Genomic DNA, 13,779 nt, shown 5'->3' with positions numbered 1-13,779 from the left:
GGCTTCCTTCGCTTGGAACGGGTGGGGTGGGGCAGGGCTTCTTACAGGTGGGCGTAGACGTCGTCGAGGGAGATGCCGCGGGCGACCATCATCACCTGGACGTGGTACAGCAGCTGCGAGATCTCCTCGGCGGCCGCCTCCTTGCCCTCGTACTCGGCGGCCATCCAGACCTCGGCGGCCTCCTCGACGACCTTCTTGCCGATGGCATGGACGCCCTTGCCCACCAGCTCGGCGGTGCGGGAGGTGGCGGGGTCCCCGTGGGCGGCCTTGTGCTGGAGCTCGGTGAAGAGCTCCTCGAACGTCTTCTTGGACATGGTGGTCCTTACCCTACGCGGTGACGGGGACTGCTCACCGCCAGGGTTCGGACACCGAGCGCAGGCAGGCGGCGGTGGCGACGGCCGCGGTGACCGCCTCGTGCCCCTTGTCCTCGCGGGAGCCGGGCAGTCCGGCGCGGTCCAGGGCCTGCTGTTCGTCGTCGCACGTGAGGACGCCGAAGCCCACGGGGACGCCGGTGTCGACGGACACCTGGGTGAGCCCCTGGGTGACGCCCTGGCACACGTAGTCGAAGTGGGGTGTGCCGCCCCGGATGACGACGCCGAGGGCGACGATCGCGTCGTAGCCCCGGCCGGCCAGCACCTTGGCGACGACGGGCAGTTCCCAGCTGCCGGGGACCCTGAGCAGGGTCGGCTCGTCGATGCCCAGGTCGTGCAGGGCGCGCAGGGCGCCGTCCACCAGTCCGTCCATCACCTTCTCGTGCCACTGTGCCGCGACGACGGCGACCCGCAGGTCACCCACATTGCGTACGGTCAGCTCCGGTGCACCCTTGCCGCTCACGTCTCTCCTCGTGGTTCTCTCACTGGTTGCCGCAGGCGGGCACGGTCGGCGTGTCCAGCCAGGGCAGGTCGTGGCCCATCCGGTCCCGCTTGGTGCGCAGGTAGCGGAGGTTGTGCTCGCTCGCGGTGACGGGCATCGGCTCGCGCCGGCGGACGTCGATGCCGTGGCGGGCGAGCGCGTCGGACTTGTCGGGGTTGTTGGTCATCAGGCGGACGCTGCGGACGCCCAGGTCGGCGAGGATCCGCGCGCCCGCGGCGTAGTCGCGGGCGTCGGCGGGCAGGCCGAGTTCGAGGTTGGCGTCGAGGGTGTCGCGGCCGCGCTCCTGCAGTTCGTAGGCGCGCAGCTTGGACATCAGGCCGATGCCGCGTCCCTCGTGGCCGCGCAGGTAGACGACGACGCCCCGGCCCTCGGCCTGGATGCGGTCCAGGGAGGCGTCGAGCTGGGGGCCGCAGTCGCAGCGCCGGGAGCCGAAGACGTCCCCGGTGAGGCATTCGGAGTGCATGCGCACGAGGACGTCCTCGCCGTCGCCGAGGTCGCCGTGCACCAGGGCGACGTGCTCGACGCCGTCGACGGTGGAGCGGAAGCCGTACGCGGTGAAGGTGCCGTGGGAGGTGGGCAGCCGCACCTCGGCCTCGCGGCGGACGGTGGGCTCGCTGCCGCGGCGGTAGGCGATCAGGTCCTCGATGGAGATGATCGACAGGCCGTGCTTGCGGGCGAAGGGCACCAGTTCGGGCAGGCGCAGCATGCGGCCGTCCTCGCCGGCGATCTCCACGATGGCGCCGGCCGGGCGCAGTCCCGCGAGGCGGGCCAGGTCGACGGCGGCCTCGGTGTGGCCGTCGCGCTCGAGCACGCCGCCGGGACGGGCGCGCAGCGGGAAGATGTGGCCGGGGCGGACGAAGTCGTCCGGTGCGGCGGTGCCGCAGGCCAGCAGCCGGAGCGTGGTGGCCCGGTCGGAGGCGGAGATGCCGGTGGTCACCCCGTGGGCGGCGGAGCCGTCGACGGTGACGGTGAACGCGGTCCGCATCGACTCGGTGTTCTGCGCCACCATCTGCGGGATGTCCAGCCGGTCGAGCTCCTCGCCCGTCATGGGGGCGCAGATCATGCCGCGGCACTCGGTCATCATGAAGGCGACGATCTCCTCGGTCGCCTTCTCGGCGGCGACGATCAGGTCGCCCTCGTTCTCCCGGTTCTCGTCGTCGACGACCACCACGGGGCGGCCGGCGGCGATGTCGGCGATCGCCTGCTCGACGGGGTCGAGCCGGAGGCCGAGGTCCTCGGTGTCGTACAGGGTCGGCGGGATCGAGGGGGCGGCGCGACGGGGGTCCCCCCAGGCCTTCCGCTCCGGGGGAGCCTCGTTCGGGGTGGTGGCGGGTGACGGGTGGGCGCTCATGCCGGCGCTCCTTCCGGTGCGGGCCGCGCCTCGCGGGTGCGCAGCCACCAGTCGCGCATGCCCCACAGGACGAGTGCGCCGTAGATGACGTAGACGAAGCCGGAGAAGGCGAAGCCGTTGGCGAAGTTCAGCGGGACGCCGACGAGGTCGACGAGCAGCCAGGCGAACCAGAACTCGACCATGCCGCGGGCCTGGGCGTACATCGCGACGACCGTGCCGACGAAGATGTAGGCGTCCGGCCAGGGGTCCCAGGACAGGGACGGGTAGGCGGTGAAGAGGCCCCCGACGGCGAGGGTGCCGACGGCGGCCCCGGCGAACAGCACGCCCCGCTCGCGCCAGGTGGCGAACCGGACGGCGACGGAGCCGTCCTGGGCCTGCTGCCGGCCGCGCTGCCACTGCCGGAAGCCCCAGGCGGCGACGAGCATGACGACGACCTGCTTGCCGGCGCTGCCGGAGAGGTGAGCGGTGGCGAACGCGGCGAAGAGGATGAGCCCGGAGAGGAACTGGGCGGGCCAGGTCCACAGGGAGCGGCGCCAGCCGAGGGCGAGGCCGATCAGGCCGATCACGTTGCCGATCATGTCCGACCACTTGATGTGCTGGCCGAACAGGGTGAAGGCCTCGGAGTTGAGCCAGTTCACCGGGAGGCCCCCTCACCGGCGACGCGGTCGCCGAGCATCCGCTCGACGTACTTGGCGATGACGTCCACCTCGAGGTTGACCGGGTCCCCGGGCTTCTTGAGGCCGAGGGTGGTCAGGGCGAGGGTGGTGGGGATGAGGCTGACGGTGAAGTGGTCGCATCCGGCGTCGACGACGGTGAGGCTGATGCCGTCGACGGTGATGGAGCCCTTCTCCACGACGTAGCGGCTCAGGTCCGCGGGGAGGGAGATCCTGACGATCTCCCAGTGCTCGGAGGGGGTGCGCTCGAGGATCTCGCCGGTGCCGTCGACGTGGCCCTGCACGATGTGGCCGCCGAGGCGGTCGCCGACGGCGGTGGGCCGCTCGAGGTTGACGCGGGAGCCGACGGTGAGGACGCCGAGGCTGGAGCGGTCGAGGGTCTCCGCCATGACGTCGGCGGTGAACTCGTCGCCCTCGTGCTCGACGACGGTGAGGCACACGCCGTTGACGGCGATGGAGTCTCCGTGCCGGGCGCCCCGGGTGACGAGGGGGCCGCGCAGCCGGAAGCGACAGGCGTCGTCGAGGGTCTCGACGGCGGTGACCTCACCCAGCTCTTCGACGATTCCGGTGAACACTTCCCGGGTCCTCCTGCCTCTTCGGGCACGGACTCCGGGGCTGTCGATGACGACAGGATCACGGGCGAGGACACCGGGAGCGACGCCGGACAGGGCACGCCCGAAGGGCGAACCGGTACGGCGGCGCGCATGGATGCCCGCCCGCCGCGCACTGCCTCCCATCCGGACTTTAACCGTCGGTCCAGGAATTTCACCTGGTCAACCGGTCGCTGGAGGCGACCGGGTCGCGGACTGTAACCGCCGGTTCGGACTTTCACCGACCCCGGAGTGCGCTGCTACTGGTACTGCCCCAGTCTGCCACGGCCGGGGCTCGGCCACGCGGGTGAGTGGTGTGGCGTGAGTCACAGAGGGCGACGAGGCGGCCACCAAGGGTCGCGCGACGCGCAACTTCCCTGGCTGTACGCTCACTTGCCGCCACCCCGGGAACCCGTCCGCATCTCTTGACTAAGTGGTCTAGTCCTTTTAGGGTCCGAGCCACCCTCACCGGGAGCGGCGCCCCTCAGGACCGGGACGGCGCCGGCTCCCCTCCAGGACCGGCCCGGCGGCGGTGACGACGGCCCTTGCCCGCCGCCGGGCCTCACCACACCCGGACGCGCCCGGCGGCCCGGCCCGGCGGAGCGGGGTCGCGTACGGCGCCGCAGGCGCCGCCGATGCGGGGACAGCGCCGCCGAACGGAAGCGACCCCGCACGGCCGGCGCCTCACCCCCACCGACAGACGCACCGCCGCACCCGCCGTCACCGCCCCGGCACCCCGAACAGCTCGTCCTGAGCCCGCTCCCGTGCCGTGAGCAGCGCCCCGCGCAGCACCGCTCCCCCGCCCAAGGTGCTCGGCCGCACGTCGACAGGGAGCGGGGACAACGCCGTCAGGCGGTCGTGGACGCGCGCGGCCAGCGCCTCGCCGCCCGCCTGTCCGATCTCGCCGCCCAGGACCACGCACCCGGGGTCGAGGAGCGCGACCACGGCGGCGACGCCCACGGCGACCCGGTCGGCCAGGGTGTCGAGGAAGCGCGCGTGCACCGCACGCCGGGGTGCGGCGACGGCCGCCCGTACGGCACCCGCCGCCTCCGGCTCGGCCCCGGGTTCCGGTGCGACGCCGCACTCGCCCGCGAGCCGCGCGACCGCCGCGGCGCCGGCCAGGGAGTGGAAGCCGCCCGCGCAGTCGGTGGCCGACGGCAGGCCCGGGGTGCCCGGCACGGGCAGGAAGCCGATCTCCCCGGTGCCGCCGGAGGCGCCCCGGCGCAGGACGCCGTCGAGGATCACGGCGGCGCCGGTGCCGTGGCCGAGCCACAGGAGGACGAAGGTGTCGCGGTCGCGGGCCGCCCCGTCGCGCTGTTCGGCCAGCGCGGCGAGGTTGGTCTCGTTCTCCGCGCTGACCCGGGCCTCGGGCAGCCGTTCCTGGAGCACGGCGACCAGGCGCCGGTGCCACTCCGGCAGGCTCGTGGAGTCGCGCAGTTCGCCGGTCGCGGGGTCGATCAGGCCGGGCGCGCCGATGCCCACCGTGTGCAGCCGGTCGGCGCCCGCCTCCTTGGCCGTCCGTTCGACCAGGGCGACGGCCTGCTCGACGGCGGGACCGGTGCCGGTGCCGTCGGCGATGGGCAGGGAGGCCTCGGCCAGCACCCCGCCGACGAGGTCGGAGACGACCAGGGCGACGCCCTCGGTGCGCACGTCCAGCGCGGCCAGGTGCGCGCGGTCGGCGACGATGCCGTACAGCTTGGCGTTGGGGCCCCGCCGCTGGGCGCGGGCCTCGCCGGCGACCTCGATCAGTCCGGCCGCGGTGAGGCGTTCGACGAGGTCGGCGACGGTGGGCCGGGAGAGTCCGGTGAGCTCCTTCAGCCGCCCGGCGGTCAGCGGGCCCTCCTGCTGGAGCAGGCGCAGGGCGAGCCGGTCGTTGATGGCTCGGGCGGTGCTCGGGGATGCGGCCATGCCGGGGATCCTTCCAGATCGGCGGGCCCGGCCGGCGGGTGCCGTGACCCGGGATGCCCCGTTTCTTTCAGGCAGGGTTCCTGATAGTTTACGGCGGCGCGCACGACGGCAGTGAGCAGCGCGCGTACGACGGCGATGAGCCAGGGAAGGGCGGGGCGATGAGTGCAGTGGTCCACACACCACGTGAGGTGAAGCGGGCACGGTACGCCGTGGCCGCCGTGTTCGCCGTGCACGGCGCGGTCACCGGCTCGTTCGCGACCCGGGTCCCCTGGATCCAGGACCACGCGGGGGTCAGCGCCGGGCAGCTGGGCCTCGCACTGGCCTTCCCCGCGCTGGGCGCGTCCCTGGCGATGCCGCTCGCGGGCCGCATCTCGCACCGCTTCGGCGCCCGTGGCGCGCTGCGCGGACTGCTCGCCCTGTGGACGCTGTCGCTGGTGCTGCCGGCCGCCGCCCCGAACATGCTCACCCTGTGCCTGGCCCTGTTCGTCTACGGCGCCACGGCCGGCATGTCGGACGTGGCGATGAACGCCCTCGGCGTCGAGGTGGAGAACCGGCTCGACCGGTCGATCATGTCGGGGCTGCACGGCATGTGGAGCGTCGGCGCCGTGGTCGGCTCGGCGGCGGGCACGCTCGCCGCGCACCTGGGCTCGGACGCCCGGCTGCACCACACGCTGGCCGCCGCCGTGCTGACGGTCGTGGGCTTCGCGGCCTGCGCCTGGGTGCTCGACCTGCAGCCGACCGAGGACGAGGAGCCGCCGCCCCGGTTCGCGCTGCCGCCGCGCTCGGCGCTGCTGATCGGCGCGATCGGCTTCTGCGCGGTGTTCGCCGAGGGGGCGAGCCTGGACTGGTCGGCGGTCTACCTGCGCGACCAGCTGGGGACCTCCGCGGGCCTCGCGGCCGCCTGCACGACCGGCTTCACGCTCACCATGGCGGTCGCCCGCATCGCCGGCGACCGGGTGGTGGACCGCTACGGCGCGGTGCGCACGGTCCGCGCGAGCGGCGTGGTGGCCCTGCTCGGCGGCGTGCTGATCGTGTCCGCCGGTCACCCCGCCGTCGCGATGACCGGGTTCGCGCTGATGGGACTGGGCATCGCGGTGGTCGTCCCGCTGTGCTTCGCCGCCGCCGGCCGCAGCGGCTCCAACCCGAGCCTGGCCATCGCGGGCGTGGCGACCATCACCTACACCTCGGGGCTGATCGCCCCGAGCGCGATCGGCCTGCTGGCCCAGGCGACCAGCCTGATGGTGTCGTTCGTGCTGGTGACGGTGCTGAGCTGCGGCATCGCGGGCTTCGCGCGGGTGCTGCGCGCGGGCGACCGGGTGAAGGTCACGCGTCCGGACGCAGCAGTTCCCGAGCGGCGCCCCTGAACTCCTCGCTCCAGGGTGCCGGGCGCAGGGTCGTGGCGTCCAGCCGCACCAGCACCCGGCTGCCCCGCGCGTAGGTCACCGCGCCGTCCGCCGAGCAGAACCGGAAACCGTAGGTGAGCCCGGTGGTGCCGAGCCGCTCCACCCACAGGTGGACGGCGTAGGGACCGGGCCGGGTCACCGGGGCCTCGTAGGTGAGACGCAGTTCCCTGACCGCGTTGCAGGCGTCGCCGGCGGCGGCCCAGTCGCCGTCGAAGGCGACGCCGCCCGCCTGCATCCACTCGGCCCAGGCGCGCTCGACGAGCAGGGGGTAACGGGCGTTGTGCAGCAACCCCAGCGCGTCGAGGTCGTCGAAGTGGACGGTCACGGGCATCAGCCGGCCGTAGGAGAGGGCGGGCGCGGGCGGGGCTTCGGCGGTCACGTGCGGTGCTCCTGGAACGTACGGGAAAAGTGCCGTGTGCATTGATCAACGGCGTGCCCTCATCCTAAGCGGATGCTCAGAGGCGCCCGCCCGCCCGGCCACCTGTGCGAACCACGTCCGTGCGGACCGCACAATGGTGCGGACACGCTGACCTTTCGAGAAAGCGACAACCCCCATGGATCTCGGCGTCCGCTGGAAACTGCACGGAGACGGACGCACTCCGGCACCCGGGGCGGTCGTCCGCCCCGACGAGCGCCTCTCCTGGCCGCGCACCGCGGGCCTCGGTGCCCAGCACGTGGTCGCCATGTTCGGCGCGTCCTTCGTGGCGCCCGTCCTCATGGGCCTCGACCCGAACCTGGCGATCATGATGTCGGGCGTCGCGACCGTGATCTTCCTGCTGGCCACCCGTGGCCGGGTGCCGAGCTACCTGGGCTGTTCGCTCTCCTTCGTCGGCGTGGCCGCGGTGATCCGGGCGGACGGCGGCTCCAGCGCCACGGTGACGGGCGCGGTCTTCGTGGTGGGGGCCGCGCTGTTCCTGGCCGGCCTCGCGGTGCGGCACTTCGGCGCGCGGATCATCCACGCGGCGATGCCGCCCGTGGTGACCGGCGCGGTGGTGATGCTGATCGGCTTCAACCTGGCGCCGGTGACCGCCTCGACGTACTGGCCGCAGGACCAGTGGACCGCCCTGTCCGTGATGCTGTTCACCGGACTGGCCGTGGTCTGCCTGCGCGGCTTCTGGTCCCGGATCGCGATCTTCCTCGGTCTGATCTTCGGGTACGTGCTGTCCTGGGCGCTGGACCGGATCTTCGGGCAGATCCACTCGGCCGACGGGAGCGGCGAGGTCACCGACCACTGGCGCCTGGACCTGTCGGGCGTGGGCCGGGCGGACTGGATCGGCCTGCCGGACTTCCACGGGCCCTCCTTCGAGTGGTCGGCGATCCTGGTCGCCCTGCCGGTGGTCATCGCGCTGATCGCCGAGAACGCGGGCCATGTGAAGGCGGTCGGCGAGATGACCGGCGACGACCTCGACGACAAGCTCGGCACGGCCATCTCCGCCGACGGCGTCGGCTCCATGCTGTCCACCGCGGTCGGCGGCCCGCCCAACACCACCTACTCCGAGAACATCGGCGTGATGGCCGCGACCCGCGTCTACTCCACCGCCGCCTACTGGGCCGCCGCCGGCTTCGCCCTGCTGTTCGGCCTGTGCCCCAAGTTCGGCGCGGTCGTGGCCGCCGTCCCCGGCGGTGTGCTGGGCGGCATCACCGTCATCCTGTACGGCATGATCGGCCTGCTCGGCGCGCAGATCTGGATCAACGCCAAGGTCGACCTGCGCAATCCGCTGAACCTGGTGCCGGCCGCAGCGGGCATCATCATCGGCGTCGGCAACGTCTCCATGGAGTTCACCGACACCTTCTCGCTCAGCGGCATCGCCCTCGGCACCGTCGTCGTCATCACCGGCTACCACGCGCTGCGCGCCTTCGCGCCCGCCCACCTCAAGACCCAGAGGCCGCTGCTCGACGAGGGCACGTCCTCCTACGACACGGGCGACGGCTCGGAGGACGGTCAGCGCGCCAGGTCGTAGGCGTACGACGGGCTGAAGGTCCCCGGGTCTGAGGAGTTGCGGTACAGGATGCGGCGCTGAGATTGATCATGGTCGCTACCACAGTGGCCAGCCCGGGTGGGGGGCTTCCGGGAAAGATCGTTGAGCGGGTGCGGGGGCTGCACACGGTCCGGCTGTGCCGGTGGAATTTCTGACTGATGAGCAAGCCGCTGCCTACGGGACGTTCGGTGAGGTGCCCACGCGCCCGGAGCTGGAGCGGCTGCGTACCCCGCCGACGAAGTCGACGGGGACGGCGATGGTCCGCGCGATGGAGCGGGTGGAGGAGATCCCGGCGTTCGCGCTGGGCCGGGTGAACCTGTCCCGGGCGCCGGTGAACCGGCTGAACACGCTGGCCAGGTACGGGCAGCTGAGCAAGGCGCAGACGATCGAGCGGGCGCCGGAGCCGCGCCGGACGGCCCTGCCGACGGCGGTGGTGCGTCAGCTGCAGGCGCAGGCGGTCGACGACGCGCTGGACCTGTTCGCGGTGCCGATGGCGAACCGGCTGATCAGCCCGGCGCGGCAGGGCGTCGGAGAGGGAGCGCCTGGCGATGCTGCCGCAACTGGAGAAGACGGCCCGCATCCTGGCGAAGGCGTCGAAGATCCTCACCCAGGAGCTGGACCCGGTCGCCGAGCACGACGCGGACCTGGACGTGGCCGCGCTGTGGGCGGCGGTCGAGGAGGCGGTGCCGCGTACGGCCGTGGCCGTCGCGGTCGCGGCCGTCGAGGCCCTGGTGCCCGAGGACGACGGCTCAGCCAAGGCAGCGATGCGCGAGAAGCCGGCCCTGCGCTACAACACCGTGCGCCCGTTCCTGGCGCTGCTGGGCGAGTCGGACGCGCTGAGCGCGGCCCAGAGCGGCAAGCGCATCTTGAAGGCGGTGCGGCGGCTGCCGGCGCTGTCGCGGCGGCGGGTCAAGGAGCGGCCGCTGCCGCCCCGCGAGGTCGACGCCGAGCTGGTGCCCGCGATGTGGCGGCGGGCGGTGTTCTCCAACGCCAAGCTGCCGCAGGGCGCGGTCGACCGGGACGCGTACGTGGTGTGCGTGCTGGAGCAGCTGCACCGGGCGCTGAACCGGCGGGACATCTTCGCCGCCCCCTCCGACCGGTGGGCCGATCCGCGGGCGCGGCTGCTGGACGGGCCGCGGTGGGAGGCGATGCGGGGCGACGTGCTGGCCGGCCTGTCGCTGAGCGAGGACGTCGGCGAGCACCTGGCCACGCTGACCCGGGGCCTGGATGCGGCCTGGCGGCAGATGGCGGGTCGCCTCGCCGAGGCCGGGGACGAGGCGAAGGTGGGGATCGTCGTCCCCGAGGGCGGGGGCCGGGCCCGCCTGAGTGTGGACAAGCTCGGAGCGGTGGGCGAGCCGGAGTCGCTGACCTGGCTGAAGACGACCACGGAGGCGGTGCTCCCCAGGATCGACCTGCCGGACCTGCTGTTCGAGGTGCACTCCTGGACCGGGTTCCTGGACGCCTTCCGCCACGTGTCCGCCCGGCCCACGCGGATGGAGCCGCTGGAGGCCATCGCCCGGCACAAGGCGAACCTGAAGCGGATCGAGACGCACTGGCCAGACATGCTGCGGGTGGCCGGGTCGCTGATCACCAACCAGGTGCGGGCGTACGACCTGCTGCGGATGTTCGGCCGCGAGGGACACCCCACGCCGCTGGGGCGGCGTTCGCGGAGTACGGCCGGATCGACAGGACCATGCACCTGTTGGCCCTGGTCGACCCGATGGACGACGCCTACCGGCGGCTGATGAACCGGCAGCTGACCGTGCAGGAGTCCCGGCACCGGCTCGCCCGCGCGATCTGCCACGGCGGCCGCGGACGGATTCGCCAGGCGTACCGGGACGGCCAGGAGGACCAGCTCGCCGCCCTCGGCCTGGTCCTCAAGGCCGTCGTGCTGTGGAACACCCGCTACGTGGACGCCGCCGTCGCTCAGCTCCGCGCGGGGGGCCACGACATCAAGGACGAGGACTTGGCCCGCCTGTCCCCGCTGAAGAACGCGCACATCAACTTCCTGGGCCGCTGCCTGTTCAACATCGCCTCCTCCGGCCCCGCCCAGGGCCTGCGGCCCCTGCGCGACCCGGACGAGGCCGAGCCCGACGACGGGGACGAGGACTGATCCGCGCGTACCGGCCGCGCTGCGCCCGAGGGCCGGGTCAGGCCGTGCAGCGGCGCCACGGCTTGTCGTACTGTGCGACATTCCGTGAGTTCTCCTGAGCGGCGAGCAGCTGCCGTTCCTCGGCATCGAGTCCGTGGACAGGCGTACCCGCAGGTGCCGGTGCCGGCTGGGACCTCGCGTGCCCTTCTCGATGTCCTGGTGCACATGAACGATGCACTTCGTAACGTGGTGCCCGTCGGGGTCGTTGCCGTGGTTCTCCTGCCCCTCGGAGCGTCGGTCTCCCGCTCGGTCTACTTCGTGACCTTGATCCCCTCCAACTCGGTGGACTCCGGCGCCAGGATGGCGAACCAGTCGTAGGGGGAGTGCTTGGGGCTGTGGATGACCGGAACGCCGGCGTTCGCCTCGGTGTCCGCGGACGCACGGCCGACCTTGGTGGACGTACCGTCCTTCCAGGTGCAGGTGACCTCCCGGGCGGTCTTGGCGACATGGCCGAACACCAGGCGCGGGGCGGCCGTGCCGTCCCCTGGGAGCAGCGGGAGCGAGACGGTCCCGTGCTCGCCGTCGGTCAGGACGTCGTCCTCGGGCAGCACCAAGTTCCCGATCTGAGTGGTCTTCGCCTCTTCACCGGTGACCCGGTGCACGAAGTGTGCGACCTTGCCCACCAGGTCGGAGGCTGTGGAGACGTCCTGCGGGTGCTCGCCGAACTTCGCCATGGCCGCCAGGATGGCCTGGGCCTCCGCCGTGTCCGCCGGAGCCTTCCACACGTCGATGTACACCCTCCACGGCACTCCCGCGTCGGTGCCGCTCGCCAGGGTCGTCCGCATGTGCGGCTCGGATGCCTCCGCGCTGGCGACCGGCTGGCTCGCCGACGGCACCCTCCGTTCCCCGTCACCGGACAGCCCGTTCAGTGCCAGAGCCCCCGTGGAGCCGGCCACGACCAGGGTGGTGGTCGCCACGACCGCCCAGCGACGGGCCCTGCGGCGGCGGCCGCCGCGAATCAGCGCCTGGGCGGGGGCTGTGCCGATCCTCACCTCGTCGGCGGCTTCGGCCAGCAGGAAGGCGATGTCGTGCTGTGTCATGTTGTGGCTCGTCTCCCGGTCCGCGCTCTTCACGTTCGTCCTCCCTGCGTCACTTTCTCCACCAGTCCCGAAACGGCGCGCAGCTTCGCGATCCCCTTGGCTGCGTTGCTCTTCACCGTGCCGACCGAACAGCCCATCGCCTCGGCCGTCTGTGTCTCAGTGAGGTCCTCCCAGTAACGCAGGACCACTGCTTCCCGCTGCCGTGCCGGCAATTGGGCCAGCGCCTTCAGCAGCGTGTGACGGTCGTCGGCCTGGGCGATCCGGTCACCGGTGTCGGCCACCTCGTGTGTCAGGCCCGCGTCCCCGCCCCTGGGCAACAGGAACTCCCGCAGCTTCCTTCGATATCTGCGGGCATGCGCGTTGATCATCACTCGTCGCACATACGCCTCAGGGGCGTCGGCCAGGGCGACCCTGTGCCAGGCCACATAGACCTGCTCCAGCGTCGACTGGACCAGATCCTCCGCAGCGTGCTGCTCACCCGTGAGCAGAAATGCCGTGCGCATCAGGCGCGGCCAGCAACCGACGACGAAATCGTGGAACTCTCGGTCCCCGACCTGCTTTCGAACCCCCATGAGCACCTCCCTCCTAGATGTTCAGAAGAGTCCGTACGAAGCCGAGACCGTTGCCTCACCACGGAATCTTCTTCCGCTTCGCACAAACGTTCCTTTGCGCGAGCAAGATCAACGGCGGGCCACCGGACCCCCGCCGGATCCGGATCCGCTCTCATGACCCGTTCTCACTCAAAAATGGGACAGATCCTCTTCTGAGACTTGCATTGTGCGAAAATCCGGGCTCATGGCAGACCCTCAGCCACCCTCCCCGGACCACCGGTCGGACGCCGACGATGTCGAGCAGCACGCCTGTCCGAAGTGCGAAGCCCAGCCCGGCTCACCGTGCCGCTCGCGCGGCGGCGCGGTCGCCTCCGCCTACCACACCCGCCGCTTCACGATGGTGCCCGGCTGAAGAAGGAGCTGCGGGTGCCGGCCCCGGCCGACCGGAGTCCTGGCCTGCCGTGGCGGCCGGGCGCCCCGCCGCCGGCGCCGGTCGACCCGGACCTGCCGAGCGCGGACATCCGTATCGGGTACGCACGGTGCTCGACCCTCGGGCAGGAACTCGACTCCCGGCTCGACGCGCTCAGCAAGCACGGCATCCCCCGCGACAAGATCTTCAGCGAGAAGGTCAGCACCCGAGTGCGGGTCCGCCCGAAGTTCGAGGAGGCGCTGAGGACGGCCCGGGAGGGCAAGGCACACGCCCCGCACTGCCGGGTCATCTTCACCGTGTACGAGATGAAGCGGCTCGGGCGGGACGCCGCCGGGCTGACCGCGCTCGCCGACCACCTCACCGCGCACGGCCTGGTGCTGGAGATGCCGGCCGGGCCCCTGCCCGGGATCTACGACCCGACCGGGCCGGGGAAGCTGCTGTTCGCGTTCTTCGCGGCGATGGCGGAGACCGAACGGGAGAACATCCGGGAGTCGACGCTCGAAGGGCTCGACACCGCGGCCCGCAAGGGCAAGCGCGGAGGCCGGCCGCCCGTCATCACCGAGGACATGCTCCACACCGTGCTGCGGCGCCGGGCGAACGGGGAGTCCGTCGAGCGGATCCAGCCCGACCTGATCATCCCCACCGGCAAGCGCAAGGGACAGAACCCTTCCGTCGCCGGCATCCACCGGGCGCTGGCCGAGCACGCCGAGCGCGAGGCGTACCCCGAAGCCGTCGAGGCCGCGCACGCCGACTTCGCCGCCCTCCGGACCGGCGGCGCCCCCGAGCCCAGTCCGGACGCCGCAGCGCTCAGCTCGTGACCATGATCGT

General features: G+C 72.3%; 14 protein-coding genes, 1 pseudogene and 1 riboswitch. Of the genes and pseudogenes, 5 read left to right on the top strand and 10 right to left on the bottom strand.

The genetic code is table 11. The features are described from left to right. Positions 1-41: 41 nt before the first annotated feature. The 6 genes from C1708_RS27250 to C1708_RS27225 form a co-directional block, all read right to left on the bottom strand. Positions 42-314 carry a phosphoribosyl-ATP diphosphatase gene (locus tag C1708_RS27250; protein ID WP_007491392.1) on the bottom strand — a complete coding sequence of 91 codons (273 nt, stop codon included), beginning with the start codon at positions 312-314 and terminating at the stop codon, positions 42-44. Between the two features lie 34 nt (positions 315-348). Further along, entirely contained in the window at positions 349-834 is a 486-nt protein-coding gene (ribH, locus tag C1708_RS27245) for a 6,7-dimethyl-8-ribityllumazine synthase (RefSeq protein WP_106415166.1), read from the bottom strand. Between the two features lie 19 nt (positions 835-853). Next, positions 854-2,224: a bifunctional 3,4-dihydroxy-2-butanone-4-phosphate synthase/GTP cyclohydrolase II gene (locus tag C1708_RS27240; protein ID WP_241911335.1), complete on the bottom strand. Its 1,371-nt coding sequence runs from the start codon at positions 2,222-2,224 to the stop codon at positions 854-856. Next, positions 2,221-2,862, bottom strand: a complete 642-nt coding sequence (locus tag C1708_RS27235; protein ID WP_106415165.1) for a nicotinamide mononucleotide transporter family protein — start codon at positions 2,860-2,862, stop codon at positions 2,221-2,223. The genes C1708_RS27240 and C1708_RS27235 overlap by 4 nt, the downstream gene beginning before the upstream one ends. Further along, positions 2,859-3,473, bottom strand: coding sequence for a riboflavin synthase (locus C1708_RS27230; protein ID WP_106415164.1), 615 nt, complete (start codon positions 3,471-3,473; stop codon positions 2,859-2,861). Before C1708_RS27230 ends, C1708_RS27235 begins: the two co-directional genes overlap by 4 nt. A gap of 144 nt (positions 3,474-3,617) precedes the next feature. Beyond that, a riboswitch (FMN riboswitch) is annotated at positions 3,618-3,748 on the bottom strand. 460 nt (positions 3,749-4,208) lie between these two features. After that, the gene (locus tag C1708_RS27225) at positions 4,209-5,396 is read right to left on the bottom strand and encodes an ROK family transcriptional regulator (protein ID WP_106415163.1); all 1,188 of its coding nucleotides are present in this window, start codon (positions 5,394-5,396) and stop codon (positions 4,209-4,211) included. Positions 5,397-5,554: 158 nt separating this feature from the next. On the opposite strand from C1708_RS27225, the gene C1708_RS27220 reads away from it, so the two are divergent. After that, positions 5,555-6,760: an MFS transporter gene (locus C1708_RS27220; protein ID WP_106415162.1), complete on the top strand. Its 1,206-nt coding sequence runs from the start codon at positions 5,555-5,557 to the stop codon at positions 6,758-6,760. Here the strand turns inward: C1708_RS27220 and C1708_RS27215 are convergent. Continuing rightward, positions 6,720-7,178, bottom strand: a complete 459-nt coding sequence (locus C1708_RS27215) for an acyl-CoA thioesterase (RefSeq protein WP_106415161.1) — start codon at positions 7,176-7,178, stop codon at positions 6,720-6,722. The two genes, C1708_RS27220 and C1708_RS27215, sit on opposite strands and share 41 nt — an antisense overlap. A 175-nt stretch (positions 7,179-7,353) precedes the next feature. On the opposite strand from C1708_RS27215, the gene C1708_RS27210 reads away from it, so the two are divergent. Continuing rightward, a complete protein-coding gene (locus C1708_RS27210) occupies positions 7,354-8,760 on the top strand; it encodes a uracil-xanthine permease family protein (protein WP_106415160.1) in 1,407 nt (468 codons plus the stop codon). Positions 8,761-8,952: 192 nt separating this feature from the next. Here C1708_RS27210 and C1708_RS36180 read toward each other — a convergent pair whose 3' ends face one another. Continuing rightward, the gene (locus C1708_RS36180) at positions 8,953-9,153 is read right to left on the bottom strand and encodes a hypothetical protein (protein WP_241911334.1); all 201 of its coding nucleotides are present in this window, start codon (positions 9,151-9,153) and stop codon (positions 8,953-8,955) included. A 725-nt stretch (positions 9,154-9,878) separates the two neighbouring features. Between C1708_RS36180 and C1708_RS36175 the strand changes: the two are divergent. Further along, positions 9,879-10,891, top strand: a pseudogene (locus C1708_RS36175) (Tn3 family transposase); the annotation flags it as partial. A gap of 290 nt (positions 10,892-11,181) precedes the next feature. Here the strand turns inward: C1708_RS36175 and C1708_RS27200 are convergent. Both C1708_RS27200 and C1708_RS27195 read right to left on the bottom strand, forming a co-directional pair. Then, complete coding sequence (locus tag C1708_RS27200) at positions 11,182-11,970, bottom strand: hypothetical protein (protein WP_106416504.1); 789 nt, start codon at positions 11,968-11,970, stop codon at positions 11,182-11,184. Between the two features lie 29 nt (positions 11,971-11,999). Next, entirely contained in the window at positions 12,000-12,542 is a 543-nt protein-coding gene (locus tag C1708_RS27195) for a SigE family RNA polymerase sigma factor (RefSeq protein ID WP_106416503.1), read from the bottom strand. A 223-nt stretch (positions 12,543-12,765) separates the two neighbouring features. Here C1708_RS27195 and C1708_RS34500 point away from each other — a divergent pair, with 223 nt between their 5' ends. Then, complete coding sequence (locus C1708_RS34500; RefSeq protein WP_198602605.1) at positions 12,766-12,933, top strand: zinc finger domain-containing protein; 168 nt, start codon at positions 12,766-12,768, stop codon at positions 12,931-12,933. Between the two features lie 14 nt (positions 12,934-12,947). After that, positions 12,948-13,769 (top strand): recombinase family protein, encoded by an 822-nt coding sequence (locus tag C1708_RS27190; RefSeq protein ID WP_241911331.1) that lies wholly within the window; start codon positions 12,948-12,950, stop codon positions 13,767-13,769. The last annotated feature ends 10 nt before the right edge of the window (positions 13,770-13,779 follow it).

Source organism: Streptomyces sp. DH-12 (genome assembly GCF_002899455.1).
GTDB lineage: Bacteria > Actinomycetota > Actinomycetes > Streptomycetales > Streptomycetaceae > Streptomyces.
This window is presented reverse-complemented; position numbering and strand designations above follow the sequence as displayed.